General features: G+C 70.8%; 24 protein-coding genes and 1 riboswitch. Of the genes, 11 read left to right on the forward strand and 13 right to left on the reverse strand.

Translation table 11 applies throughout. The annotated features are described in order from the left end of the window. Positions 1 to 13: 13 nt before the first annotated feature. Positions 14 to 108: riboswitch (SAM riboswitch) on the forward strand. Between the two features lie 132 nt (positions 109 to 240). Together SY84_RS14740 and SY84_RS14745 are read left to right on the forward strand one after the other, a co-directional pair. Further along, positions 241 to 1,578 (forward strand): O-acetylhomoserine aminocarboxypropyltransferase/cysteine synthase family protein, encoded by a 1,338-nt coding sequence (locus SY84_RS14740; RefSeq protein WP_046844632.1) that lies wholly within the window; start codon positions 241 to 243, stop codon positions 1,576 to 1,578. Then, the gene (locus SY84_RS14745) at positions 1,575 to 2,606 is read left to right on the forward strand and encodes a homoserine O-acetyltransferase family protein (protein WP_081424621.1); all 1,032 of its coding nucleotides are present in this window, start codon (positions 1,575 to 1,577) and stop codon (positions 2,604 to 2,606) included. The genes SY84_RS14740 and SY84_RS14745 overlap by 4 nt, the downstream gene beginning before the upstream one ends. 72 nt (positions 2,607 to 2,678) lie before the next feature. Here SY84_RS14745 and SY84_RS14750 read toward each other — a convergent pair whose 3' ends face one another. The 5 genes from SY84_RS14750 to SY84_RS14770 form a co-directional block, all read right to left on the reverse strand. Beyond that, positions 2,679 to 3,230 carry an MOSC domain-containing protein gene (locus SY84_RS14750; RefSeq protein ID WP_046844633.1) on the reverse strand — a complete coding sequence of 184 codons (552 nt, stop codon included), beginning with the start codon at positions 3,228 to 3,230 and terminating at the stop codon, positions 2,679 to 2,681. A 21-nt stretch (positions 3,231 to 3,251) separates the two neighbouring features. Beyond that, positions 3,252 to 3,890, reverse strand: coding sequence for a ribonuclease HII (locus SY84_RS14755; RefSeq protein ID WP_046844634.1), 639 nt, complete (start codon positions 3,888 to 3,890; stop codon positions 3,252 to 3,254). A gap of 65 nt (positions 3,891 to 3,955) precedes the next feature. Further along, positions 3,956 to 5,659, reverse strand: coding sequence for a phytoene desaturase family protein (gene crtI, locus SY84_RS14760; protein ID WP_046844635.1), 1,704 nt, complete (start codon positions 5,657 to 5,659; stop codon positions 3,956 to 3,958). Positions 5,660 to 5,716: 57 nt separating this feature from the next. Further along, positions 5,717 to 6,550: a phytoene/squalene synthase family protein gene (locus SY84_RS14765; protein WP_081424724.1), complete on the reverse strand. Its 834-nt coding sequence runs from the start codon at positions 6,548 to 6,550 to the stop codon at positions 5,717 to 5,719. A gap of 126 nt (positions 6,551 to 6,676) precedes the next feature. Further along, on the reverse strand, positions 6,677 to 7,372 hold the full coding sequence (locus SY84_RS14770) for a class I SAM-dependent methyltransferase (protein WP_046844636.1): 696 nt from the start codon (positions 7,370 to 7,372) through the stop codon (positions 6,677 to 6,679). Between the two features lie 61 nt (positions 7,373 to 7,433). On the opposite strand from SY84_RS14770, the gene SY84_RS14775 reads away from it, so the two are divergent. Beyond that, positions 7,434 to 8,192, forward strand: coding sequence for a phage holin family protein (locus SY84_RS14775; RefSeq protein WP_046844637.1), 759 nt, complete (start codon positions 7,434 to 7,436; stop codon positions 8,190 to 8,192). Between the two features lies 1 nt (position 8,193). Next, positions 8,194 to 8,838, forward strand: a complete 645-nt coding sequence (locus SY84_RS14780; protein ID WP_046844638.1) for a hypothetical protein — start codon at positions 8,194 to 8,196, stop codon at positions 8,836 to 8,838. Positions 8,839 to 8,981: 143 nt separating this feature from the next. Here the strand turns inward: SY84_RS14780 and SY84_RS14785 are convergent, their stop codons facing one another. Together SY84_RS14785 and SY84_RS14790 are read right to left on the reverse strand one after the other, a co-directional pair. Then, entirely contained in the window at positions 8,982 to 9,242 is a 261-nt protein-coding gene (locus SY84_RS14785; RefSeq protein WP_046844639.1) for a hypothetical protein, read from the reverse strand. A gap of 162 nt (positions 9,243 to 9,404) precedes the next feature. Further along, positions 9,405 to 10,493, reverse strand: a complete 1,089-nt coding sequence (locus tag SY84_RS14790; protein ID WP_046844640.1) for an aminopeptidase — start codon at positions 10,491 to 10,493, stop codon at positions 9,405 to 9,407. Between the two features lie 101 nt (positions 10,494 to 10,594). Here SY84_RS14790 and purU point away from each other — a divergent pair, with 101 nt between their 5' ends. Beyond that, complete coding sequence (purU, locus tag SY84_RS14795; protein WP_046844641.1) at positions 10,595 to 11,482, forward strand: formyltetrahydrofolate deformylase; 888 nt, start codon at positions 10,595 to 10,597, stop codon at positions 11,480 to 11,482. A gap of 132 nt (positions 11,483 to 11,614) precedes the next feature. After that, positions 11,615 to 12,058 (forward strand): hypothetical protein, encoded by a 444-nt coding sequence (locus tag SY84_RS14800; RefSeq protein WP_046844642.1) that lies wholly within the window; start codon positions 11,615 to 11,617, stop codon positions 12,056 to 12,058. 71 nt (positions 12,059 to 12,129) lie between these two features. On the opposite strand, the gene SY84_RS14805 is transcribed toward SY84_RS14800, so the two are convergent. The 3 genes from SY84_RS14805 to SY84_RS14815 form a co-directional block, all read right to left on the reverse strand. Next, on the reverse strand, positions 12,130 to 13,380 hold the full coding sequence (locus SY84_RS14805) for an NAD(P)/FAD-dependent oxidoreductase (RefSeq protein ID WP_046844643.1): 1,251 nt from the start codon (positions 13,378 to 13,380) through the stop codon (positions 12,130 to 12,132). After that, a complete protein-coding gene (locus SY84_RS14810; RefSeq protein ID WP_046844644.1) occupies positions 13,377 to 14,501 on the reverse strand; it encodes a hypothetical protein in 1,125 nt (374 codons plus the stop codon). The genes SY84_RS14805 and SY84_RS14810 overlap by 4 nt, the downstream gene beginning before the upstream one ends. Before the next feature lie 365 nt (positions 14,502 to 14,866). Continuing rightward, positions 14,867 to 15,883 carry an NADPH:quinone oxidoreductase family protein gene (locus SY84_RS14815; RefSeq protein WP_046844645.1) on the reverse strand — a complete coding sequence of 339 codons (1,017 nt, stop codon included), beginning with the start codon at positions 15,881 to 15,883 and terminating at the stop codon, positions 14,867 to 14,869. 145 nt (positions 15,884 to 16,028) lie between these two features. Between SY84_RS14815 and SY84_RS14820 the strand changes: the two genes are divergently transcribed. Beyond that, entirely contained in the window at positions 16,029 to 18,113 is a 2,085-nt protein-coding gene (locus SY84_RS14820) for a 3-hydroxyacyl-CoA dehydrogenase NAD-binding domain-containing protein (RefSeq protein ID WP_046844646.1), read from the forward strand. Positions 18,114 to 18,123: 10 nt separating this feature from the next. After that, entirely contained in the window at positions 18,124 to 18,519 is a 396-nt protein-coding gene (locus SY84_RS14825) for a hypothetical protein (protein WP_046844647.1), read from the forward strand. 69 nt (positions 18,520 to 18,588) lie between these two features. Here SY84_RS14825 and SY84_RS14830 read toward each other — a convergent pair whose 3' ends face one another. Continuing rightward, positions 18,589 to 19,893 carry a glycosyltransferase family 2 protein gene (locus tag SY84_RS14830; protein ID WP_046844648.1) on the reverse strand — a complete coding sequence of 435 codons (1,305 nt, stop codon included), beginning with the start codon at positions 19,891 to 19,893 and terminating at the stop codon, positions 18,589 to 18,591. A 146-nt stretch (positions 19,894 to 20,039) separates the two neighbouring features. Here SY84_RS14830 and SY84_RS14835 point away from each other — a divergent pair, with 146 nt between their 5' ends. From SY84_RS14835 to deoD, 3 genes are all read left to right on the forward strand, one after another. Beyond that, positions 20,040 to 21,242, forward strand: coding sequence for a glycosyltransferase family 4 protein (locus tag SY84_RS14835; RefSeq protein ID WP_081424622.1), 1,203 nt, complete (start codon positions 20,040 to 20,042; stop codon positions 21,240 to 21,242). Continuing rightward, positions 21,235 to 22,416, forward strand: a complete 1,182-nt coding sequence (locus SY84_RS14840; protein WP_046844649.1) for an acetyl-CoA C-acyltransferase — start codon at positions 21,235 to 21,237, stop codon at positions 22,414 to 22,416. Before SY84_RS14835 ends, SY84_RS14840 begins: the two co-directional genes overlap by 8 nt. A gap of 262 nt (positions 22,417 to 22,678) precedes the next feature. Continuing rightward, positions 22,679 to 23,386: a purine-nucleoside phosphorylase gene (gene deoD / locus SY84_RS14845; protein ID WP_046844650.1), complete on the forward strand. Its 708-nt coding sequence runs from the start codon at positions 22,679 to 22,681 to the stop codon at positions 23,384 to 23,386. Positions 23,387 to 23,453: 67 nt separating this feature from the next. Here the strand turns inward: deoD and SY84_RS14850 are convergent, their stop codons facing one another. Both SY84_RS14850 and SY84_RS14855 read right to left on the reverse strand, forming a co-directional pair. Continuing rightward, positions 23,454 to 23,978 (reverse strand): hypothetical protein, encoded by a 525-nt coding sequence (locus SY84_RS14850; RefSeq protein WP_046844651.1) that lies wholly within the window; start codon positions 23,976 to 23,978, stop codon positions 23,454 to 23,456. 79 nt (positions 23,979 to 24,057) lie between these two features. After that, on the reverse strand, positions 24,058 to 25,653 hold the full coding sequence (locus SY84_RS14855; protein ID WP_046844652.1) for a GMC family oxidoreductase: 1,596 nt from the start codon (positions 25,651 to 25,653) through the stop codon (positions 24,058 to 24,060). Positions 25,654 to 25,677 lie beyond the last annotated feature (24 nt).

Genomic DNA, 25,677 nt, shown 5'->3' on the forward strand with positions numbered 1-25,677 from the left:
CCCGCGTGGAGCGACCCACTTCAGAGCGCCCGAGAGACCTGGCTCGTTGACGGCGCGGCAACCGGACCTCATCACGTCACGGTGCCAAGGCCAGCCCCGCAGGCGGGTCGACGATGACCGCCGCCGGGGAGCAAGAGGGAAGGTCACGCGGTGATATGTCAGCGCCCCTTCTCGAGTCCATCCGAGCAGGGGCGCTTTTTTCGCGCCCCACCGACGTACCCCAGGTCAGGAGGCGCAGTCATGGCGCACAAATTCGAGACGTTGCAGGTTCACGCCGGGCAGAAGCCCGACCCCACCACGGGCGCGCAGCAGACCCCCATCTACCCCACGAACAGTTACGTGTTCCAGTCGCCGGAGCACGCCGCGGACCTGTTCGGCCTGCGGCAGTTCGGGAACATCTACAGCCGGATCATGAACCCCACGAACGCCGTGTTCGAGGAGCGCGTTGCGGCGCTGGAGGGGGGCGTGGGTGCGCTGGCGGTCGCCAGTGGGCACGCCGCGCAGTTCCTGGCGATCACGAACGTCGCGCAGGCGGGGGACAACATCGTGTCCAGCCCGAACCTGTACGGCGGGACCGTGAACCAGTTCCGCGTGACCCTCAGGCGCCTGGGCATCGAGGTGCGCTTCACCAGCCGCGACGAGCGGCCCGAGGAGTTCGCCGCGCTGATCGACGACCGCACGCGCGCCGTGTACCTGGAGACCATCGGGAACCCCGCGCTGAACATCCCGGACTTCGAGGCGATCGCGGCCGCCGCGCACGCGCAGGGCGTCGCGGTGATCGTGGACAACACCTTCGGCGCCGGTGGGTACTACTGCCAGCCCCTCAGGCACGGCGCGGACGTGGTGCTGCACTCGGCGAGCAAGTGGATCGGCGGGCACGGGAACGGCATCGGCGGCGTGATCGTGGACGGCGGGAACTTCGACTGGGGCAACGGCCGGTACCCTTTGATGACGGAGCCGAGCCCCAGCTACCATGGCCTGAACTTCTGGGAGACGTTCGGCACGGGCAACTCGCTGGGCCTGCCGAACGTGGCGTTCATCATCCGCGCCCGCACCGAGGGCCTGCGCGACCTGGGCCCCACGCTGGCGCCGCAGCAGGCGTGGCAGTTCCTGCAGGGCCTGGAAACCCTGAGCCTGCGCGCCGAACGGCACGCGCACAACGCCCTGACGCTGGCGTCCTGGCTGGCCGTGCACCCGGACGTGGCCCGCGTCACCTACCCCAGCCTGAGTAACCACCCGCATTATGACCGCGCGCAGCACTACCTGCCGCGCGGTGGAGGCGCGGTGCTGACCTTCGAACTGCGCGGTGGGCGCGCGGCGGGCGAGGCGTTCATCCGCTCGGTCGCGCTGGCGCAGCACGTGGCGAACGTGGGCGACACCCGCACGCTGGTCATTCACCCGGCCAGCACCACGCACAGCCAGCTGGAGGAGGCCGCGCAGCGCGCCGCCGGGGTCACGCCCGGACTGGTGCGCGTGTCGGTGGGCATCGAGCACATCGACGACATCCGCGAGGACTTCGCGCAGGCGCTGGCTGCCGCGCTGGTCGAGGCGGGCGAAACGGTGGGAGAGGACGCGTGACCGCCCTGACGCACCCCGCCCCTACCCCCTTCCCGCTGACTTCGCCAGACGACACGCCCGACCGATGTCAGGAGGCAGAGCGTCCCCGCCTGCGGGTCGCGCGGCTGTTCTGCACGCAGCCTCTGCTGCTCGACTGTGGCCTGCCTGTCAGTGACGTGCGCCTCGCGTACCACACCTACGGGACGCCGCAGGAGACCGCCACGCTGGTCCTGCACGCCCTGACCGGCACGAGCGCCGTGCACGAGTGGTGGCCGGACTTCCTGGGAGGAGGGAAACCCCTGGATCCCACGCGGGATTACGTGATCTGCGCGAACGTGCTGGGCGGGTGCGCGGGCAGCAGCGGGCCCGCCGACCTGCCCACCCTGAATGGCCAGGACGCCCCGCTGACCCTGCGCGACATGGCCCGCGCGGGCCGCGCCCTGCTGGACCACCTGGGTGTGAAGCGCGTGCGGATCGTGGGCGGCAGCATGGGCGGCATGCTCGCGTACGCGTGGCTGCTCGAATGTCCGGACCTCGTGGAACGCGCCGTGATCATCGGGGCGCCCGCGCGGCACTCGCCGTGGGCCATCGGGCTGAACACCGCCGCCCGCAGCGCCATCCGCGCCGCGCCCGGCGGGGAAGGGCTGAAGGTCGCGCGGCAGATCGCCATGCTCTCCTACCGCAGCCCCGAGAGTTTCGCCGCCACGCAGGCCGGGCAGCGCGCCCCGGGCGTTCCCGCCATCACGTCCTACCTGCACCATCAGGGCGAGAAGCTCCAGGCGCGTTTCTGCGAACGCACGTACGTCGCCCTGACGGGCGCGATGGACGCCTTCCAGCCCAGTGACGCGGAACTGCGGACCATCCGCACGCCCGTCCTGGCCGTGGGGATCAGCAGCGACCAGCTGTACCCGGCCGCCGAGGTACAGGCCAGCGCCGCACTCCTCCCGCACGCGCGGTACGTCGAGCTGAACAGCATCCATGGGCACGACGCGTTCCTGATGGACGCGGGCGACCTGCCGGGGCAGGTTCGCGACTTCCTGCACGACTGAGCCGACCTTCACCCATAGCAGGAAACCGCGCCACGTCCGGACACCACTTCCAGACAGGCGCTTCCGGTGTGCCTACACGCGCCGCAGTGCCTCATGCGGAAGCAGGGGCAGGGTCACGCGGATGGCGTCACCGGGCGTCACCTCGCCGCCCTCCAGCACGATGCCCATCACCCCGGCGAGGAACACCGGGGCGCCCGCGTCGTCCGTGCCGATCAGGCGGCGCATCAGGCCCGGCTGGAACGCGTCGATCTGCGCGCAGGGGTTGCGCAGGCCCGTCACCTCGACCGCCGCGCCGGACGGGAAGGTCAGCCGCGTGCCGCGCGGTAGGGCCAGCAGGTCCAGCCCGCGCGTGGTGATGTTCTCCCCAAGGTCGGCAGGCTGCACCCGGAAGCCGTCCGCCGCGACCTGCTCGAACAGTTCGGCGTGGATCAGGTGCACCTGCCGCAGGTTCGGCTGCGTGGGGTCCGCGCGGACGCGCGAGCGGTGCTGCACTGCCACGCCCGCGTGCGCGTCCCCCTGCACGCCCAGCCCGGTCAGCAGCGTGATCTGCGGACGCGGCGTCTTGCTGAAGCGGTGCGTGCCGTCCCGCGCGACGGCGATGACCTCTGGCTGCTGGTGCGTCATACGCCGAGCGTACCCCGCGCGCTACAGCAGCCGTTCGGGTTCGTTCAGCAGCGCCCGGATCGGCGCGAACGACCGGCGGTGCACTTCACTGACGCCCAGGTCGCGCAGGGCCGCGCGGTGAGCGGGCGCGCCGTACCCCTTGTGCCCCGCGAAACCGTAGCCGGGGTGCTGCGCGTCCAGTTCCAGCATCAGCCGGTCCCGTTCCGTCTTCGCCAGGAGGCTCGCGGCGGCCACCGAGTAACTCAGCGCGTCCGCGCGGGGCGGGGCCGTTAGGGGCAGGTCCGTGCGGAGCTTCAGGTAGTCCGTGACCAGCGCCTGCGGGGCCGGGTCCAGCCGCGCCAGCGCCCGAGCGGCCGCCGCGTGCGTGGCGCCCAGGATGTTCAGGCGGTCGATCTCGTCCGGCCAGGCGTGCTCCACGCCCCAGCTCACCGCGACCTCGCGCACCTGCGCCGCGAATGCCTCGCGCTGCGTGGCGCTCAGCTGCTTGCTGTCCCGGAACGGGTACTCCGCGGCCGTGCCGGGCAGGATCACGGCCGCCACCGTGACCGGCCCCGCCCACGCGCCGCGCCCGGCCTCGTCCACACCCGCCACGCGGAAATACCCGCGCCGCCAGTGCTCGCGTTCATAGGACCAGTCGGGGGTGACGGAGGGCACGCTCATCGGGCCGCACCATAACGCACGCGCCGCCCGAGAGATTCAGGGGCGGCGCGTGTCAGGGGATTGGCTCAGTCGGCGGCGAGTTCTGCTGGGCGGGATTCCGGCACGCCGTCGCGGACGCTGGGGTGAATCCCGAAGTCCTGCGCGATCAGGCGGGCGGTCATCTTGGCGCTCATCATGACGCTGGGCGTGCCGCCGCCGGGCTGCGCGCCCGCGCCGACCATGTAGAGGTTGCGGACGTCCTCGCTGCGGTTGTGCGGGCGGAAGTACGCGCTCTGCGCCAGGATCGGCTCGGGTCCGAAGGCATTCCCGAGGTAACTGTCGAGGGTTCCCTCGAAGTAGTCGGGCGTGATGAACTCGCTGTGCGTCAGGCGGGCGCGCAGGTTCGGGATGTACCCGCGTTCCTCCAGGAAGTCGTAGACCCGCTCGACCAGTTTGGGTCCTTCCACGTTCCAGTCGAGGCCGCTGGCGTTGTGCGGCACCGGCACCAGCGTGTACGCGGCGTGGTGCCCTTCGGGGGCCAGGGTGGGGTCGGTCAGGGTGGGCACGTGCAGGTACTGGCTGAAGTCACGGCCCAGCACCTTCTTCCCGAAGATCTCGGTGAGCAGCTCCTCGTAGCGTGGCCCCAGGATGATGTTGTGGTGGCGCAGGTTCAGCTCCGGGCCTTCCCGGCGGAACCCGAAGTAGATGACCAGCAGGCTCATGCTCTGCCGGGCGGCCTTGACGCGCACGTCGCTGTTCACGAGGCGCGCGGCGGCGGGCACGCGCTTGAGGTACGTGTTCGCCCAGTCGCCGTTGCTGACCACGATGTCCGCGTGCAGTTCCTCACCGCTTTCCAGGCGCAGGCCGCGCGCCACGCGCTTCCCGCCGGGACGGCGCACCGGGCGGCCCTGGTCGTCGGTTACGAGGATCTCCTGCACGCCGGCGTTCAGGCGTAGCGTGCCGCCCAGTTCCTCGAACTTGCGCACGAAGGCGTCCACGAGCGCACCCGTGCCGCCCATCGCGTAGTGGATGCCCCAGGTCTTCTCCACGAAGTGAATCATCGCGTAGATCGCCGGGACGCTCAGGGGGTTCCCGCCGACCAGCAGCGTCTCGAACGAGAACACCTGCCGCATCTTCGGGTTCCGGAAGTACTTGCTGGTGAACGAGAACAGCGTGCGGACCGCGTCCAGGCGCATCAGGTCCGGCACGACCCGCAGCATGGTCGGCATGTCCCCGAAGTGCGTGTACCCCAGTTCCAAGAAGCCGCGCTCGAAGATCGCCTGCGCGTCCGCGTGGAACCGCTCGTAGCCCGCGAGGTCCTCCGGGGCGAGGTCCGCGATCTGACGGCGGGTACTGACCGGATCGCCGTCGTAGTCGAAGAAGGTACCGTCATCGAAGTAGATGCGGTAGAACGGCAGGATCGGCACGAGCTTCACGTAGTCGCGGGTGCGTTCGCCACCGCTCTCGCCCTCGCGCACGCGGGCGTCCGGGGCGAGCACCTGCGCGGGGTAGTCGGCCTCGCCCAGCATGCCCTTGTCGCGTTCCAGGGCGAACAGTTCCTCGATGAAGTGCGGCACGGTGATCACGGTGGGGCCCATGTCGAACACGTACCCGTCGGCGGTGCGCTTCTGGTACGCGCGCCCGCCCGGCTGGTCCAGGCGTTCCACGATGGTCGTGTCGAAGCCCAGCGACTGCAGGCGGATACCCAGGGACAGGCCCCCGATCCCCGCCCCGACGATCAGGGCGGTCTTGCGGGTGGCGGCGGGCGTGGCAGTGAGGTCAGGGGTCATTCGTGGCAACCTCCCGCCGCCCCGGACCTGCGGGCGGCGCGGTAGTGAGTCAGGGATTCAGGAGAGGCTGGCGGCCGCGGTGCGCAGTTCCCACCATGCCTGCGGCAGCATCAGCAGTTTGCGCGGGCCGCTCACGTGCGCGCGGCGGCCGAAGTTGTCGAAGTCGTTCCGGGCGAGGTCGTCCAGGATGCCCTCGTAGGCGCGGGCGGCGGTCGCCACGGCCAGCCGGGCGCTGCCGTGCAGGCAGGGGATCCCCTGGCGACCCTCGGCGTACCACTCGCGGGCCAGGGCGCTCAGGTGACGCATCAGCGCGCGGTACTCCGGGGTCACCACGCCGCGCTCCAGGTCGGCGCGGCTCACGTGGAACTCGGCCAGCAGCTCTGAAGGCAGGTATACCCGGCCGCGCGTGAGGTCCTCGCCCACGTCCCGCAGGATGTTCGTGAGCTGCATGGCCTGCCCCAGCATCAGCGCGGCGTGCAGGGTGCGCTCGCCGCCGCTGTACCCGCTGACGGGCGCGATCATGAACCCCACCACGCCGGCCACCCGTCGGCAGTACAGGATCAGGTCGTCCATGGAGTGGTACTCGTGCCCGCGCAGGTCCATGCGCAGGCCCTCATGCAGTTCCTCGAACGCGGACAGGGGGATGGGGTACTCGCGGGCCGCCCAGGCCAGCGCCATGTCGATCGGGTGGTCGCCGGGACGGCCGGCGAACGCGCCCTGCACGCGCGCCCACCACAGGTCCAGGCCCAGCTGCGCGGCGGTGCCGCCCAGTTCGTCCACGGTGTCGTCCCCGTCGCGGCACGCGGCGTACACGGCCCACACGGCGCGGCGCTGCGCCATGGGGAAAAAGCGTGACCCCAGGTAGAAGGTCTTGCTGTGCTCCCGCGTCACGTCCTGACAGTGCGCCACGGCCCGGTCGAGTCCGGGGGGGGATGCGGAGGTGAAGGTCAGGTCAGTCACGTTGGGTTCCTTTGCAGGGAGTGTACGGGGGGCCGGGCGGCGAAACGTCACGGATTCTTACAGAGTCCGGCCTGACCGTACAAACCGGTCAAACTGCACGGCGCCCACCCCCAGGCCGTCCGTGCGGACGCAGCCGGGCAGCTGCCGCGCCACCCACGCCGGATCGGGGAAGGTCAGGCCGCCCAGCGCCGGGCGGGCCAGCAGGTCCTGCACCGGCCCGGCGGTGCGGCGCAGGTACATCAGCCACAGCTGCCCGCCGGGCCGCAGCAGCCGCTCCAGCTCGGCCAGTAGCCGCGCCGGGTCGTGCGTCTCGTTCAGGGTCGCGCCCACCGTGACGCCGTCGAAGCTGGCGTCCGGCAGGCCACTGGCCTCCACGTTCAGGTTCACCCAGGTGATTGCGGGATCCGGCTCCCGCCGCGCCGCGACCGCCAGCATCGCCGGGCTCAGGTCGGCCGCCGTGACCCGCGCGCCCGCGCGGGAGAGCACCCCCGCGTAGAAGCCCGCGCTGGTCCCCACGTCCAGCCAGCGCTGCCCGGCACCGGGGCGGCACAGCGCGGTGAACAGGGCCGCCTCGCGTTTCAGCGTGAAGCCGCGCGCGCCCAGCAGCGCCAGGGACCGCGCGCGCCACCACGCGTACCCCCACGCCGTCACGGGCGAGAGGTTGCTGCGCTGGGCGGCGCTCAGGGCCGGCGCGGGATGTGCGTCCGGATTCAGGTTTTCTTTCGCCTGCGCGGCATGGGGCACGCGGTTCATTATGCTGGGGGCACTTCACGCCCCCCGTTCATGAAACGTGAGGGCTTCACCCGGAGGAAGCATGGAAGAACGCAAGAGTATGGGAGGCGCCCTGGTCGACGTATTCGACGCGGGCGTGACCCTCGTCAAATCAGAGATCACGGCCGTCGCCCGCAAGGCCGGTCAGATCGCCAAGGCCAAGGGCATCGGCGCGGTGCTGCTGCTCGCCGCCACCGGCCCCCTCATCCTGGGTCTGGTTTTCATCATCCTGGCCGTGTTCTACGGCCTGATGCGCCTGGGCCTGGGCGCCTGGGCCGCCGCGCTGATCATCGCGATCCTGAGCTTCATCGTGACCGGCGCGCTGATCGTCATGGGCATCAAGAAACTCGGCGCGGACGTCCAGATAGACGAGCCCCGCCACCGGAGGGACAGCATGGACGACACGGAGTACACCCCCACCCAGCCCGTCAGCCCCAGCGGCAGCGCTGCGCCCACCCCCACCGGCAGCAACGCCGCGCGCGACTCGCACAACACCAGCGGCCCCAAGGTCGAACTGCGCCGCGACGCGCAGGAGCACGCCGCCGGTGAAAACCGCGTCCTGCGCGAAGCTGACGGCGTGGCCGTCGTCCGCACCGAGGAAGGCCCCCAGAGCGTCCCCGTGTACGAGAGCAAACCCGGCGGGGAAGCCGCCAACTACGGCAGCGGCCTGAACAAGAAACTCTCCGGCCACCACGACCACGACCCCAACCTTCAGGAGCCCAGGGTCCTGAAGGACGCCCCCGGGATCAGCGTCAGCACCACCCCCACCTTCCGCGAGGACATGCAGAAAGGCGGCAAGTGACATGGCCGAGTACCTCACGGAACGCGAGGAAGCCCGTCAGCGCCTCAAAGACAGCGTGGACGCACTGACGCAGCAGGCCAGCCTGCACGCCCAGATGCAGAAAGACCCCCTGAAGATGCTCGGCGGCGCCTCGGCCGTCGGCGCGCTGATGGGCATCGTTGTAGGCCGCCAGTTCCGCCGCAGCCGCAAGATCTACGTGGACGCCCAGAGTCCCGCCAAGCACCAGAAGGCCCTGATGAAAGCCCAGAAGAACCAGAAGGGCGGCGGAGGCGTCGGTGGCGCGCTCGTCGCCACGCTGGGCACGCTGGCCGTGAAGACCCTGATGGACAAGGTCATCACGCCCCGCCTGGAAACCTTCGCGGACGGCCTGCTCGACAAGGCCGGTCAGCCCCGCGACCGCGCCGCGCAGCCCGGCACCGTTCAGAAGGGTCCCGGCGGGCAGGTCAGCCCCAGCTACAGCAGCGGCGTGGGCGCGTTCACCCGCACCGCACCCGCCGCCAGCGCCCAGAGCTACACCCAGCAGGCCTCCGCCGAGGGTAGTGCCGCCCCCGCTCCCACGAGCAGCGCGCCCGTCAGCACCGTGAAGGCAGCCGCCGAGGGCAGCCCCATTGCCCCGGACGACCTGAGCAATCCCAACAAACGCTGATCCACGCAAACAGGCGGCTCCCAGCTGGTGGGGGCCGCCGCTTTCATGAGCCCGGTGGGCGGGAATTCAGGGCAGCCAAGGGTGACGTCGCCTGGGCCATACCTGTTGGCCTGTGCGAACGGCAATGTATGCCCCCCGTGTGCTCAGGCGGAGGCGGGCCGGGCGTGCATCTGCGCGACCTGCATCGCCAGTCCACAGACCCACGCGCGCGCAGGCAGTTCAGAGCGGAACCAGCAGTCGCGTTCCTGTACCACCCGGCTCAACACCTGGTACGCGAAGTCCTCCGGGTCGGGGAGGGCGTGCCGCCGAGCCAGGGCAAAAAGCAGCGGCGCAGCGGCAGGCACCAGCAGCGGCACCTCGATCGTTGGGAGGCGCAGGCAGGCGTCCAGGGGGCAGCGGCTCATCTTCCCTCAGTGTGTCGCGCTGCCCCGATGTTTGGACGTGAAGCGAATACAGTTGGACCTCATCCAACATTCAGCGCCGCTTCATATCTCTGCACATCACGCTGGTCATGCGCTCCGGCGCCGGTGTCCGTCCGCCGGTTCCATGAACCTGGGGAACACTGGTCAGATCAGGAACTGGCCGTTCTCCTGCACGACCTCGCCGTCAAGGCTCAGGCGGCCGCCCCGGCGCAGGTCCGTGATCAGGTCCCAGTGTACGGCGCTGGCATTCACGCCGCCCGTCTCCGGATAGCTCTTGCCGATGGCGAGGTGCACGGTTCCGCCGATCTTCTCGTCGAACAGGATGTTTCCGGTCGGCACCTGAATGCCGCTGTTCGTGCCGATGCCCAGTTCCCCCAGGCGGCGCGCTCCGGGATCGGTGTCCAGCGCGGCGTGCAGGGCGGACTCGCCCTCGTCCGCGCTGGCGTTCACGACCAGCCCCCCCCGGAATTCTAGGCGTGCGCCGCGCACCATGACCCCCTGGTACTCGGCAGGCACCGTGAAGGTCACGACCCCCTCGGCGCTGTCCTCGTGTGGCCCGGTGAACACCTCGCCGCTGGGCATGTTGCGCTTCCCGTCACTGTTCGCCCAGGTTCGGCCCCCCACGCGCAGGGTCAGGTCCGTGCCGGGCGCCTCGATCCGCACCACGTCCGCGCGGGTCAGGCGCTCGATGATGCGGGCCTGCGTTGCGCGGACCTCGCCCCACGCGACCACCGGATCGGCGCGGTCGAGGAACATGGCGCGCATCACGAAATCCCCGAACTGCGCCTCACTCATGCCCGCCTGCGCCGCCGCGTACGCGGTCGGGTACAGCGTGAGGCTCCACTTCTTCCGCGCGCGGGCTGACGCGACCGGCGCGTTCGCCGCGAGCAGCCGCGCCCGCCGAGCGGCGTCCACGCGCCTCGGCTCGGCGGGCGTCAGGACCCGCAGGCTGCTGTCCAGCGCCTCCACGTCCGACAGGTCCGCCGGGTGGATGGCGTCCAGCACCGCGTCACTGGCCAGTTCCGCGAAGTCCTCCAGCTGCCCCGGGTAGTCCACGCGCACCACGGGGCGCGCGCCGCGCGTGAGCAGCGCCCGCGTCACCGCGCGGATCAGCGGCGTCGCCTCCTGCCCCCCGGCGACGAGCAGCCGCTCGCCCGGCGCGGCCGACAGGCAGTAGTCGGCCAGCAGGGCCGCGTGAAGGTCCGGGGCGTAGGGCAGCAGATCTGTACTCATGGCCGCGAGCCTAGCACCGCGCGCCCCCACGGCGTCCCGCCTCGCCGTCGGGCAAGACAGGGGTCGGTGCCTTCAGCGGGCGTGCGGTATCCTCGCCGGATATGACGGTGCCTGTCCCAGCCGCGCTCGACCCCCTGAACACCGCAGTCCTGACGATCACCTGCCCCGACCGGGGCGGGATCGTCGCGGCGGTCTCGCAGTTCCTGCACAACCACGGCGCGAACATCCTGCACAGCGACCAGCACAGCACCGACCCGGCGGGCGGCACGTTCTTCATGCGCATGGAATTCCACCTCGCGGGGCTGGACCTCGCGCGGGACCAGTTCGAGCGGGCCTTCGCGACCGTGGTCGCCGCGCCGTTCGGCATGGAGTGGCGCGTCTCGTACACCACGCAGCCCAAACGCATGGCGCTGCTGGTCAGCCGCTACGACCACTGCTTCCTGGATCTGCTGTGGCGCAAGCGCCGCGGCGAACTGAACATCGAGATCCCGCTGATCATCAGCAACCACGACGACCTGCGCCGCGACGCGGAGATGTTCGGCATTCCCTTCCACGTCGTGCCCGTCACGAAGGACACCAAGGCCGAGGCGGAAGCCGAACAGGTCCGCCTGATGCACGAGGCGGGCGCGGACTTCGCCGTGCTGGCCCGCTACATGCAGATCCTCAGCGGGGACTTCCTGCGCAGCTTCGGACGGCCCGTGATCAACATCCATCACTCGTTCCTCCCGGCGTTCGTCGGTGCGAACCCCTACCGCGCGGCGTTCAACCGGGGCGTGAAACTCATCGGCGCGACCAGCCACTACGTCACCGAGGAACTCGACGCCGGGCCGATCATCGCGCAGGACGTCATTCCCGTCACGCACCGCGAGACGCCTGACAGCCTGATGCGCATCGGGCGGGACGTGGAACGGCAGGTGCTGGCCCGCGCCGTGAAAGCGCACGTGGAAGACCGCGTGCTCGTGTACGGGAACAAGACCGTCGTGTTCTGAGCGGAGGCTCTGAAGCTCTTGGCTCTGAGCTGCAAGAAACACCGGCCGTCAGGGATCCTCCTGCTCAGAGCTCACGGCCCAGAGCTCCACTGTCCCTTGAGCTTACCGATCGGTCAGGTTAGGCTGTCGGGCATGGCGACCCTGTACCTCGTGCTCCTGACCCTCCACAACCTCAACCGCTGGCTGATCCTCATTGCGGGCATCTGGACCCTGATCCGCAACGTGCCCGGCGCGTCCGGCGGGCGGACCTTCACGCCCGCCGACCGCCGCCCGGTCGTGATGTTCATGGGCAGCCTGCACCTGCAGGTCGTGCTGGGCCTGCTGCTGTTCGCGTTCATGGGCATGCAGAACATCCCCGTGTTCGCGGGCGCGCCGCGCACCAGCTTCCAGTGGGAACACCTGGGCCTGGGCATCATCGCCGCCGCATTCGGCACCCTGGCCAGCGTGCAGGCCCGCAAGGCCGCCACGGACCAGGGCAAGTTCCGCGCCGCGACCCTCTGGACCGCGCTGAGCCTCGTGACCATCCTGCTCGCCATTCCCTGGTGGCGGCCCCTGCTGCGCTTCTTCACGCAGTAAGGGGGTGTAGGAGGTGGGCTGTGGGTCGTGGACAGGTGCCACGGGGCCCGCAGCCCACCAGTCGTGGTCGGTCAGTCGGCGGCGCTCATGGCTTCGGGGACGGTCAGTGGGGCGTGCGGGGGAACGGGTGGCCGCAGCAGGTCCAGCAGCACCCGGGCACCCTGCGCCCGGCTGGGCATGAACCACGTGAAGAACAGCAGGCGCATCAGCCACGCGACCGGCCCGGTGAAGGTCACGCCGCGCAGTTCGGTGATGGCGTTCCAGCGGCCCAGGCTGGCACTCTGCCCCAGCCCGCCGTACCGGAAGGGCCGCAGGGGCAGGCGGCGCACGCTGCGGGCCACATTCCGGCCGATACACAGGCCATGTTTCATGGCGTACAGGGCGTTCGCCGGGGACTCGCCGAGCGGCTGGCGCACGCACGCGGCGTCCCCGCCCGCCCAGACGTTGTGGCAGCCCGTCACGCGCAGGAACTCGTCGGTCAGCAGGCGGCCCCGCTCGTCGCGTGGCAGTTCCTCCGTGCCGGGCAGGGTGGTGTGCGCGATCCCGGCGGCCAGCAGCGTGAGGTCCGCGCGGCGCAGCGTGCCGCCCTCCAGGCGCGCGCCGAGCGGTTCGACGGCCTGCACGCGGGTGTGTTCGTGCAGCTGCACGCCCAGCGCCTCCAGGGACGCGCGGGCGTGGGCGCGCAGCCCCGCCAGTTCGGGCGGGAGGGTGTCCAGCACCCCTCCGGCGCTGATCAGGTGCACGTCGCCCGGCAGGCCCTCGCGCCGCTGGCGTTCACGCAGGGCGGCGGCCATCTCGACGCCGGCGTACCCGCCGCCGATCACGTTGATCGTCGTGGGGGTGCGCGCCGCGAACCGCGCCCCGACCTGCGCGCGGAACGCCTGCATGTCCTGCGGGCGTTTCAGGGTCCAGCCGTGCTCGCGCAGGCCCGGCACGCGCCCGAACGGGTCTGCGGAGCCCATGCCCAGGATCAGGTGATCGAACGGCAGCCACGTTGCGTCCGCGCCGGGGACGCGCACCTGCACGCGCTGCATGGTCAGGTCCACCCGCGTGACCGTGCCCTGCACGACCACTGCGCCGGGCAGCAGGGGCTTCAGGGGCGTCAGCGTGCGCGTCAGGGCCAGCTGCCCGCCCAGCGCCTCGCCCGTGAACCCGTGGAAGGTGTGGTACGGGGTGGGGTTCACGACCGTGACCTGCACCTCGCCCTGCGCCAGCTGACGCCGAGCGCCGCGCCGCAGGGCCCGGCAGGCGTCCAGGCCCACGTACCCGCCGCCCACGACGACCACCCGCGTGACCGGACTGCCGTGACCGGGGGCGTTCACGCGATCACCTCGCCCCGCGGGGCGACCTGGGGCGGCGTGACGGGCGGGTGGTTCGGCAGGGGCGACTCGAAGCGGCGAGTCACGGTGACCGGCTGCCCGAACGAGTGCGGGGCCGCCAGCGTGAACCCCAGGTGCCGCGCCTGCCGCGCCACGTCCAGCAGCAGCGTCGCCTGCTCGGGACTGGGGCTGCCCAGCGAGTAGTGCCCCCGGTGCCCACTCAGGCCCAGCAGGAGCGTCTCGGCGAGGCACGCGTACGCCACGCCGGGCGGCAGGCCGATGAACCCGCGCCGCTGCACGCCGGGCACGCTCACCAGTCCGCCGTCCACGATCCGCACGTCCGGACGTTCCAGCAGCAATTCCGGGCGGGTGTTGCGGGGCTGGGTGTCGTCCAGGACGGCCGCGCCGCGTTTCAGGTGCCGGGAGCCCAGCAGGGCGTCCTCGGCGCTCGTCAGCAGGATCACCAGGTCCGCGTCCCGCACGCGGTCCAGGTCGGTCGTGGCGACCGCCCGCCCGGCCGGGAGGCTGGCCCGCAGGGACCGCAGCCGCGCCTCGTTCCGCGCGACGAGCAGCAGCGGGTTCGGGGTGCGCTGCGCGAGGAGGCGCGTCAGGCACCCGCCGACGCTCCCGGTCGCGCCCACGACAGCCACCAGCGCGTCGCCCGGCAGGTCGTCCAGCAGCCGCTGCGCGCCCAGCAGGGTCATGGCGGCCGTGAATGCGTTCCCGTTCGTCACGCCGATATCCGTCCGGTGGCGCAGGGCCGCGCCGCCCGCCGTGGCCGGAGCGGTCAGGGCGCCCAGCCCGACCGTTCGCGCGCCGAGCTGCGCGGCGCGGTCCACGGCCCGCCCGATGATCCGCTGCGCGCGCCGCCCGCCACTCAGCAGGTCGCGGGGCGTCAGGGGCACCGTGATCAGCCACCCGGCGGTGCGGGCCGGGTCGTCCGCGAAGCGCAGCGTGCCCGTGACCGGGCTGGGAAACTCCACGCGGCGCAGCGCGGCCGCGTACACGCCGTTCGGCACCCAGCCCAGCGGGCGGCAGATGCCGCCCAGATCGGCGGCGACGTCGGTGCGCGGGTGAACGAGGAACGCGACGGGGTGACGGTCGGGGAACAGGGTGGGGATCATGGCAGGGACGCTCCGGATGGATGAGAGGACGAGTGAGACCGAGTGTGCCCGCCCGCGCGTTATGGGCGCGTTAGCGGGGCTGGCCTGCACTGTGCCTCCCGGGGCATGATCAACCCGTGATCGGCCGCGTAACGGTCGGCCGAGCCCAGAGGCCGGGACCGGAGGCGGAGAACAGCAGAAGACGCCCCCCGCGTGGGAGGGGCGCCGTGCATTTCGCTGGGTGGTAATACGGATTCCGTTTGTTTCGTGAACAGATCGGAAGATCACCGATCTATTCACTCCACGCCCGGAACCCGTTTCTCTCCTGCTCGCTCCGCTCGGGTTGAAAGGTTTTGCAAACCTTTCAACCGGAGTCCATTTAGGGCTCAGCGGCCGGGTTCGATGATGACCTTGCCGGTCGTGCGGCGGTTCAGGAGGTCCTCGAAGGCCTGCACGCTCTGATCCAGGGCGTAGGTGGGGCCGACCTGCGGGATGACCTGGCCGCTGCCGACGAGTTCAGCCAGGGCGCGGGCGGCTTCCTGGGTGGCGGGCGCGTCGCTCATGAGGCTGGTCAGCCACAGGCCCGTGACGGTCAGGTTGCGTTTCATGAGTTCCACGGGGCGCAGGTTGGCCTGTTCGCGGCTGGCGTTGCCGATCACGATGATCCGGCCGCGGCTGGCGGCCATGTCGAGGCTCTCCTGGAAGCGTTTGCCGCCCACGACCTCCAGGATCAGGGGCACGCCTTTGCCGCCTGCCGCGTCGCGGACTTTCTTCACGCGGTCCGGGTCGTCCTGGAGGATGGTGACGTCCGCGCCCAGGGTGCGGGCGATCTCCAGTTTCTCGTCGGTGCTGGCCAGCGCGATGACGTTCAGGCCCATGGCCTTGGCGAGCTGGATGCTGGCGGTGCCCAGCGCCCCGGCGGCGGCCTGCACGAGCACCCACTCGCCCGCCTCGCCGCGCCCGAGGGTCTTCAGGCCGTGGTACGCGGTGAAGTACGACACGGGGAACGCGGCGGCCTGCGCGCCACTGAGGCTCTGCGGGACGGGGATCAGAGCGGCGGCGGGCACGGTGGCGTACTCGGCCATGGCGCCGCTGCCGCCCAGCGCGGCGACCCGCGTGCCGACCTGCACGCCCTGGACACCCTCACCCAGCGCGTCCACGATGCCCGCGAATTCCATGCCGGGCGTGTACGGCACGCGGGTGCGGGTGAGGTACTCCCCGGCGACGGCCAGCGCGTCGGCGAAGTTGATCCCGACCGCCTCGACCCGCACGCGGACCTCGCCGGGGGCGGGGGAGGGGACGGGCGCGTCCTGAAGCTGCATGACGTCGGGCGGCCCGAGGCGTTCCACGCGGATGGCGCGCATGCTGGCCTGCGGGGTGGCGGCAGTCTGACTGTCGGTCATGCCCGGCAGCATACCCCGCCCCCGCGCGAAAGTGAACGTCAACGTACACTCTGAACGTGAACGTGTTTGACCGTCCCGGCCTTTCATGGAAAGCTGGGGCCGCAGACCCGCACCCCCAACCCAACCGCCCCGCAGGAGGCCCCGCATGAGCACCGAGAACATCGTCGCGCAGTCCCGCCAGGACGACGTCCTGATCCTGACCATCCAGAACCCGCCCGTGAACGCCTTCAGCCCCGGCGTGCCCGAGGGCCTCAAGGCCGGACTGGACGCCGCCGCCGCAGATGACAGCGTCCGCGCGGTCGTGATCATCGGGGGCGGGCGCACCTTCGTGGCCGGGGCGGACATCAGGACCTTCAACCTGCCCCGCGAGCAGGCGCCGGACCTGCGCGGCACCATCGAAAAACTGGATGCCTTCCCCAAACCCACCGTCGCCGCCATCCACGGCACCGCCCTGGGCGGCGGGCTGGAACTCGCCATGGGCTGCACGTACCGCGTGGCGACCCCCGACGCGCAGCTGGGCCTGCCCGAGGTGAAACTGGGTGTCCTGCCCGGCGCGGGCGGCACCCAGCGCCTTCCGCGCGTTGTGGGCGCCCAGAAGGCCCTGGAGATGATGCTGGGCGGGAATCCCATCAAGGCCACCGAAGGGAAAGAGGTCGGCCTCATCGACCGCCTGATCGACGGGGACCTCCTGAGCGGCGCGGTCGCCTTCGCCCGCGAGGTCGCCGACGCCCGGCCCCTCCCGCGCATCAGTGAACGCGGCGTGGACGGTGCGGGCCCCGAGGTCTTCGCCGCCGCCCGCCAGGGCATCAAGAAATCCCACCGCGGGCAGCTGTCCCCGGAACTCATCATCGACCTCGCCGAGATGGCCGCCACCGCCCCCTTCGAGGAGGGCTGGACCGCCGAGGCGACGAAGTTCATGCAGGCGAAGGACTCCCCGCAGTCCCGCGCGCTGCGCCACGTGTTCTTCGCCGAGCGCGAGGCCGCGAAGATCCCCGGCCTGGGCAAGGACACCCCCACGCTGGAGATCCGCCGCGCCGGGATCATCGGGGCGGGCACCATGGGCGGCGGCATCGCCATGAACTTCCTGAACGCCGGCATTCCCGTGACCATCGTCGAGACCACCCAGGAGGCGCTGGACCGGGGGCTGGGCGTCATCCGCCGCAACTACGAGAACACCGCGAAGAAGGGCCGCATGAGCCAGGACGACGTTGAGACCCGCATGAACCTGCTGACGCCCAGCCTCGACATGGGCAGCCTCGCGGACGCCGACATCATCATCGAGGCGGTGTTCGAGAACATGGACGTGAAGAAGGACATCTTCACGCGGCTCGACGCGATCGCCAAGCCCGGCGCGATCCTCGCCACGAACACCAGCACCCTGGACGTGAACGAGATCGCCGCCGTCACCAGCCGCCCCGAGAGCGTCATCGGCCTGCACTTCTTCAGCCCCGCCAACGTCATGAAACTGCTGGAGATCGTCCGCGCCGACAAGACCAGCGACATGGTCCTGGCGACCAGCATGGCCCTGGCCCGCAGGATCAAGAAAGTCGGCGTGGTCGTGGGTGTGTGCGACGGGTTCGTCGGGAACCGCATGGTGCACCGCTACGGCGAGGAAGCCCGCCAGCTCGTCGAGGAGGGTGCCCGCCCCGAGGACGTGGACGCCGCCATGAACGCCCTGGGGCTCCCCATGGGCCCCTTCCAGATGAGCGACATGGCCGGACTCGACATCGGCCACGCCATCCGCGTGCACCGCGCCAAGGTCAGCGGCGAACCCGAACCGGACGGCTGGCTCGACCGGATCGTGAAGACCGGCCGCAAGGGTCAGAAGACGGGCGGCGGCATCTACGACTACGACGAGACCCGCAAGCCCCGCCCGAACGCGGACGTGCAGGCCCTGATCGACACGTACCGCACCGAGAAGGGCGTCACGCCCCGCGACATCAGCACCGAGGAACTCACCAAACGCCTCGCGTACACCCTGGTGAACGAGGGCGCGCAGATCCTCGACGAGGGCATCGCCGCGCGGGCCGGGGACATCGACGTGATCTACCTGTACGGCTACGGCTTCCCCGCCTACCGCGGCGGCCCCATGCAGTACGCCGACGAGATGGGCCTGGGGAACGTCGTGGCGGACCTGGAACGCTACGGGCAGACCCCCGCGCCCCTGCTGAAACGCCTGGCCAGCGAGGGCGGCAGCTTCGCGGGCCTCGACGCCAGCCGCGGGCGCTGAGACCAGGGCCATGAGCGTCACCCCGTACATGGCCCACGCGCTCCTCCCGGCAGGCACCGACCTGACCGGGCTGGGCGCGCGGGTTGCTCGGCACGCCGGAGGGGAGGTCAGCCTGCGCCCCGGTGACCGGGCCGGGGAGGTCGCGTTCGGCGGGTACCGTTTCTTCATCACGCTGGACGACGGCACAGGCGAGGGCAGCGAATTGAGCGGGCTACGTGACGTGATCCTGACGGTTGCCACCGACGACGAACGCGGGCAGACGTTCGGGGCGGTGCTGACCTTCGGGGGGCTGAGCCCCGACCCGGACCTGGATCACTTCAACGACGCCGCCCTGCTCCTGGACGCGGTCGAGGCGCTGTGCCCCGGTGCGGTCCTGTTCGACCCGCAGTCCGGCGAGCGGATCTAGCCCCCAGCGGGAACGGGAAACGGGCCGGAGGCGTGCACGCCTCCGGCCCGTCTCCTGTCCCTGCTCCGCTCAGCCGGCGGTGCCGGAGGCGGTCAGGGTGCCGTCGGTGGGTTCGTCGTGCCGGACGCTCTTGTACCAGCCGCGCCGCCCGGTGAAGTGGTTGAACAGCGCCAGCGGCAGCGACCACAGCGTGATCGCGCTGAATACCGGCAGGGTCAGCATGATGTACCCGACCACCCAGAGCGGCAGTCGGCGTTCGGCGCGGTAGCGCAGCGCCCAGTTCAGCTGGAACGCCAGGGGCAGCAGCGTGAACACGGTCGCCACCCACGCGGGGGACGTGAAGCCGTGCCAGCCGAATGCGCGGCGTAGCGGCTGGGACAGCAGGCTGATGATCATCAGGGTGTTCAGCCACGGCCCGAGGATCAGGTACGTGAAGTCCGCCAGGGTGACCGGGTGGGCGCGGGCGCCCCACAGGCGGCCCAGGTACCGCAGGCACTGCATGGTGCCCTGGATCCAGCGGGCGCGCTGGCGCATGAACGGCACGGGGCTGATCATGCCCTGCTGCCCGACGTGCGCGGTCAGGAGCGCGATGCGGGCCCTGGGGTCGTGCAGGCGGATTTCCAGGGCGCTGCCGAAGTCCTCGAGCAGCACGTCCGGCCAGGGCTCCACGCCGCGCGCGAGCTGCCCGGCGACGTAACTGGCGCGCATGCACTGGCCGTTGCCGGTCAGGGACGCGGTGCCCGCCCAGTGCCGCACGCGCTGGTAGTGACCCAGGATGAAGTTCTCGAGGTCCTGCTGGATGAGCAGCACACGCGCCAGGGCGCCCTGCAGGCCCGGGAGTTCACTGGTCGTCTGGCGGTAGCGCATCCAGCCCTGCGCGGCCAGGACGTGCGGGTCCTGGAATGCGCCGCGCACCTGTGGGACGAAGTCGCCCCCGAGGCGGCCGTCGGCGTCCAGGCCCACGAAGACGTGTTGCGTGAGGTCCTGGCCGTGCATCTCCGGTTCGGCCAGGAGGCGCGTGACGGCCCAGTTCATGGCCCGGCCCTTGTTCTGCCGCGCTTCGGGGAACTCGCGGCGCAGGAGGCGCACGCCGGGGTCGCGCTGCGCGAACGCCTGGACGATACGGTCAGTGCCGTCGTCGCTGGCGTCGTCGATGACGATCACGCGGGTGTCGGGGGCGACGTTGCGGACGTTCTGGAGGGTCGCCTCGATGACCTGCGCCTCGTTCAGCGCGGGAATCAGGAACGTGACGTGCACGCCGCTGTGGCTGTGTGGGATGCGCCGGGGGCGCATCAGGGCGCTGGCGGTCTGCTGCACCACGTACAACGCGAACAGGACGAGGCCGAGAATGTCAAGGAAGGCGAGGAAGTTCATCAGTGGGGGCTCCGGGTGGGGACGCGGGCGTCCCAGCAGGTCACTATGACATTAACCCGGTCTTCATGCCGGGAAGTTGAGGCGCGTTCGGTGCGGCGGGGGCGGCCGCGCGGGACGCGACCCACAGGAGACGCTAAACTCGGTTCATGAATATTCCGCTGGGGGAAGCTGTCCCCGACGTCGGAACGCGGGCCGATCCCGTGGTGGCACCGACGCTGCCGGTCCTGCGGCTGGCGGTCCTGACCGACGCGCCGCGCGTGGCGGGCAGTGAACTGTGGCTGCTGTACGTCCTGCCGCGCCTGCTGCCGGGCGGCGTGCGGCCCACCGTGTTCCTGCGGGTGGGGGAGAGCCTGGACCGGCTGGCCGCGCAGTTCGGGGAGGCCGGGATTCCGGTGCGGCGCTACGCGGACCTGACGGGGCTGCCGGACCTGACCCGCGACTTCGACCTGCGCCTCCTTCAGGCCTGGGACCCCGGCACGTACCTGCGCCTTCTGCCCGGGTTGTCCGCGCCGACGCTGGTCGTGTCGCACGATCAGCTGGACTACCACTACGCGCCGCCCCTGCGCGCGCTGTACCGCGAGACGTACCGCTTGACGAAGGCGATCCCCCTGCGCCGCGCCGGGCACCTGCTGACCGTGTCGCGCTGGGGCGCCGCGTTCCTGCGCGGCCCGATGGGGCTGCGGGACACGACCTTCGTCACGAACGGCGTGGACCCCGGGCAGTTCCGCCCCGCCACCCCCGAGGACCGCGCGGCGCTGCGTGAGTCGCTGGGCTTCACGCGCTTCACGGTCCTGATCCCGGGCCGGTTCACGCCCGAGAAGAACCAGTGGGCGAGCGTGCGGGCGGCCCGGCACGCCCCGGACCTGGACTTCGTGTTCGTCGGGGACATGGACTCCAGCGTGGGCACGCTGGCGCAGGCGTACGCGAAGCGCCTGGGCCTGCGCAACGTCCGGTTCCTGGGCCGCCGCTGGGACATGCCGGAGCTGTACCGCGCGGCGGACGCACTGCTGCAACCCACCCTGGCGGAGAACCAGTCGCTGGTGACCCTGGAGGCGATGTCGTCGGGCCTCCCGGTCGTGACCACGGACATTCCGGCGCAGGCGGAACTCGTGCAGGACGGCGTAACCGGCCTGACCGTGCCCGCGCAGCCGGACGTGCTGGCCCGCGCGCTGCGGGCCCTCGCGGCGCACCCGGAGCGCACAGCTGCCTTCGGGCGGGCTGCGCGGCAGTTCGTCCTCGACCACCACACCACCGACCACACCGCCGCGCTCGTCCTGGCTGAACTGCGGCGCCTCGTCTCCCACCCCTCACCTGCGGCGCACGCCGCGAAGGAGCACCCCCATGCCTGAAGCTGTCATCGTCTCCACCGCCCGCACCCCCATCGGCAAGGCCTACCGCGGCTTCCTGAACGACACGCACGGCAGCGACCTGGGCGCGCACGCCGTCACGCACGCCATCGCCCGCGCGGGCGTGGACCCCGCCGAGATCGAGGACGTCATCATGGGCGCCGGGAACCCCGAGGGCGCCACCGGCAGCAACATCGCCCGGCAGATCGCGCTGCGCGCCGGACTGCCCGTCAGCGTGGCGGGGCAGACCGTGAACCGCTTCTGCTCCAGCGGCCTGCAGACCATCGCCACCGCCGCGAACAGCGTCATGGCCGGACAGGGCGACGTGTACGTCGCGGGCGGCCTGGAGAGCATCACCCTGACTCAGAACGAACACGCGAACAAGTACCGCCTGCGCGGCGAGTGGCTGCAATCGAACAAGCCCGCCATCTACATGCCCATGCTGGAAACCGCCGAGATCGTCGCCAGGCGCTACGGCATCACGCGCGAGCAGCAGGACGAGTACGCGTACCACTCGCAGATGCGCACCGCCCGCGCCCAGCAGGCCGGGCTGTTCGAGCACGAGATCGTCCCCATGACCGCTGCGATGAAGGTGCAGGACAAGGCCACCGGCGAGATCAGCGACCAGACCGTCACCCGCACCCTGGACGAGGGCAACCGCGCCGACACCACCCTGGAGGGCCTGGGCAAACTCAGGCCCGTGTTCGAGGGCGGCGTGATCACCGCCGGGAACGCCAGCCAGCTCAGCGACGGCGCGGCCGCCGTGGTCGTCATGAACGCCGACGTGGCCCGTGAACGCGGCCTGGCCCCGCTGGGCCTGTTCAAGGGCTTCGCCATCGCCGGGTGCGAACCCGACGAGATGGGCATCGGCCCCGTGTTCGCCGTGCCGAAACTCCTCAAGCGCCACGGCCTCAGCGTGGACGACATCGACCTGTGGGAACTGAACGAGGCGTTCGCCGTGCAGGCCCTGTACTGCCGCGACCACCTCGGCATCGACCCCGAGAAGTACAACGTGAACGGCGGCTCCATCAGCATCGGGCACCCCTACGGCATGAGCGGCGCACGCCTGACCGGGCACGCCCTGCTGGAAGGCAAACGCCGCGGCGCCAAGCACGTCGTCGTGACCATGTGCATCGGCGGCGGCATGGGCGCGGCGGGCCTGTTCGAAGTGCTCTGACGGCGTTCAGGGCCGCGCCCTGAACCGGGTGGAACGGCGGCGGTGGGACGTGGAGGGTGCAGGAGTGCCATTCTCCCGTGACCGGAACTGGACACCACCGCCAGGGAAGTGGGGAGTGGGCCGCGGGTGTGACCCTGCGGCCCACTGCCTGTGCCGAGCCCGTCACGACCCTGACAGGCAGGGGGGACGCAGGGAGCGGACGCGCTGAACGGGACGGGCAGTCCATTCACAGCCGCGCCGGAACTTGATAGGCTCAGGGGTCATGAGTATTCACCTGAACGCCGAACCCGGCCAGATTGCCGAAACCGTCCTGCTGCCCGGCGACCCGCTGCGCGCCAAGCACATCGCCGAGACCTTCCTGACCGACCCGGTGCTGCACAACACCGTGCGCGGCATGCACGGCTACACCGGCACGTACAAGGGCAAGCGGGTCAGCGTGCAGGGCACCGGCATGGGCATCGCCAGCTCGATGATCTACGTCAGCGAACTGATCACGCAGTACGGCTGCAAGAACCTCATCCGCGTCGGCACGGCCGGCAGCTATCAGGCGGACGTGCACGTGCGGGACATCGTGCTGGCGCAGGCGGCCTGCACGGACAGCAACATCAACAACATCCGCTTCGGCGCGAAGAACTTCGCTCCCATCGCCGACTTCGACCTGCTGATGCGCGCCTACCAGATCGCCCGCGAGCGCGGCCACGCCACGCACGTCGGCAACATCATGAGCAGCGACACCTTCTACCACGACGATTTCGACCAGTACAAGATCTGGGCGGACTTCGGCGTGCTCGCCGTCGAGATGGAGGCCGCCGGGCTGTACACCCTGGCCGCCAAGCACGGCGTGAAGGCCCTGACCGTCCTGACCATCAGCGACCACCTCGTCACGCGCGAGGAGACCACCGCCGAGGAACGTCAGCTGACCTTCAACGCCATGATCGAGATCGCGCTCGACGCCGCGCTGGGCGAGTAACCGCAGACAGGCAACGGGGCGTGCGCCTGGGTTGATCCCCAGGCGCACGCCCCCGTATCGGTGAAGGTCAGTTGACGCGGACGCTGTTCGTCAGGGTGCGGACCACGGCCTCGTTCTTCGCGTAGTCCTTCATGTTCCCGGCGATGGTCACGACGAGCATGCGGCCCCCGGCGCTGGTGACTAGGAGTTCGCGGCGCAGTTCGTCACCCTGGCTGGGCGTGGTGAAGATGAACTGCGCCCAGGGCGTGCCGCTGACCTGCAGCAGGTTCGCCTTGAGGGTCTTCACGTTGGGGACCTGCGCGCGGATGACGCTGGGGAACTGCTCGACGAGCTTGCCGACCTCGGTCCTGTTCAGTTTGCTGTCCCGCCACTCGAACGCGACGCTGACCTTGCGGTCCTCGGTCATGAAGACGGCGTCGGGGCGCCCGGCGGCACTGGGAAACGCGGTGCGGATCCCGGCGGCACTCAGGGTCAGGAGTTTGGCGTTCGGTTCGACGGTCACCGGCACGCTGCCCAGCTTCACGGGCACCGCGCTGGCGGCGCCCACGGTCAGGGTGGCGGCGAGCGTCAGGAGAAGGGAGCGGGGCTTCATGTCAGTGTCACCCTAGCGTGAGAGGTGAGAACGCTCGTGAACCGAGCATGAGGACTGTGCGGTTGGTATCAATCTCAAGTCAGCTCATCCCGGCAGTCCTCAGCGCGAAGGTCGCGGCCCGCGCGCCGATCATCATGCTCGTCGCGTTCGTGTTCGCGTGGATGATGCGCGGCATGACGCTCGCGTCCCCCACCCACAGGCCCCGCACGTCCCGCACCGCCAGTTCGCGGCTCACCACGGCGTCCTCCCCGTCGCCCAGCGCTGCCGTGCCGACCGGGTGGTACAGGGTCGCGCACTCGCGCGCCACATGCTGGCGCAGCGCCGCGTCACTGCGGTGCCCCTCGCCCGGCAGGACCTCCGCGCCGCGTAGTTCAGTCAGGGGAGGGGTGGAGGCGATCTCGCGCGCCTGCCGCACGCCCGCCACGAGACTCTGCGCGTCCCGGTCGTCCGTCAGGTACCCTGGGTCGATGACTGGCGCAGCCAGTGGGTCAGGCGACGCCAGCGTCAGGCGGCCCCGGCTGTGCACATCCACGAGCACCGGGCCCACCGTGAAGTGGTTCCCCGGCTCGGTGCGGAACCCATGATCCCGGAAGTACGCCGGGCCGAAATGAAACTGGATGTCCGGGTCGTCCTGCGCGCCCAGGCCCGCGCGGGCGTGCGTGAACGCACTGGCCTCCGCGACGTTGCTGCTCAGCGGGCCGCTGCGGTTCCACAGGTACCGCGCCAGCGCCTCGCCCTGCGGCACCCGGTCCAGACTGGTGATCCGCGAGCGGCTGATCACCGGCACCGCGAGGTGATCCTGTAGCCCCCCACCCACGCCCTCCAGCGCCACGCGTACCGGGATGCCGTGCCGCTCCAGTTCCGCGCGCGGCCCGATCCCCGACAGCATGAGCAGCTGCGGCGTCTGCACCGCGCCCGCCGTGAGGATCACCCCGCCCGACGGGGCGTCCAGCGTCCGGCCCCGCCAGCGCAGCCGCACGCCCGCCGCGCGCTGGCCCTCCCACAGTAGTTCCAGCACGTGCGCGCCCGTCAGGACCGTGAGGTTCGGGTGGTCCAGCACCGGTCTCAGGAACGCCCGGAACGCACTGAACCGCTCGCCCCCCTGATGGTTGCTCTCCAGCAGGCCCGCGCCGTCCAGCACGCCGTCATTGAAGGACTCGACGACCGGCAGACCCAGCCCCACCGCCGCCGCCTTCACGAACGCGTGACTCAGCTCGTGCGACGCGCCGCGCGCCCCGGCGGGCATCGGGCCGTCCATGCCGCGCGTCTCGGACGCCGGGCCCCGGTACGACTCCAGCGCGCGGAACTCCGGGAGCACGTCCTCCCAGGTCCAGCCGTCGCCCCAGCTGTCGTAATCCCGCCGTGATCCACGAATCCAGATGGTCGCATTGATCGCGCTGCTGCCGCCCAGCACCTTCCCGCGCGGCCAGTAGAAGGACCGCCCCGCCGCGCGCGGCTGCGGCACCGTCGTCAGGTTCCAGTCCACCGCCGTGCGGAACAGCTTGTTGAACGCGCCCGGCGCGCGGATCAGCGGGTGCGAGTCCGGCCCACCCGCCTCCAGCAGCAGCACCCGCGCGCCCGCGTCCAGCAGCCGCCGCGCCGCCACGCAGCCGCCCGACCCGGCCCCCACCACGATGAAATCCACGCGCCCCTGCCCTGCGTCCCGGCTTGTCATGTGCCCCGAGTATAGACGCCCGTC

The organism is Deinococcus soli (ex Cha et al. 2016), assembly GCF_001007995.1.
GTDB lineage: Bacteria > Deinococcota > Deinococci > Deinococcales > Deinococcaceae > Deinococcus > Deinococcus soli.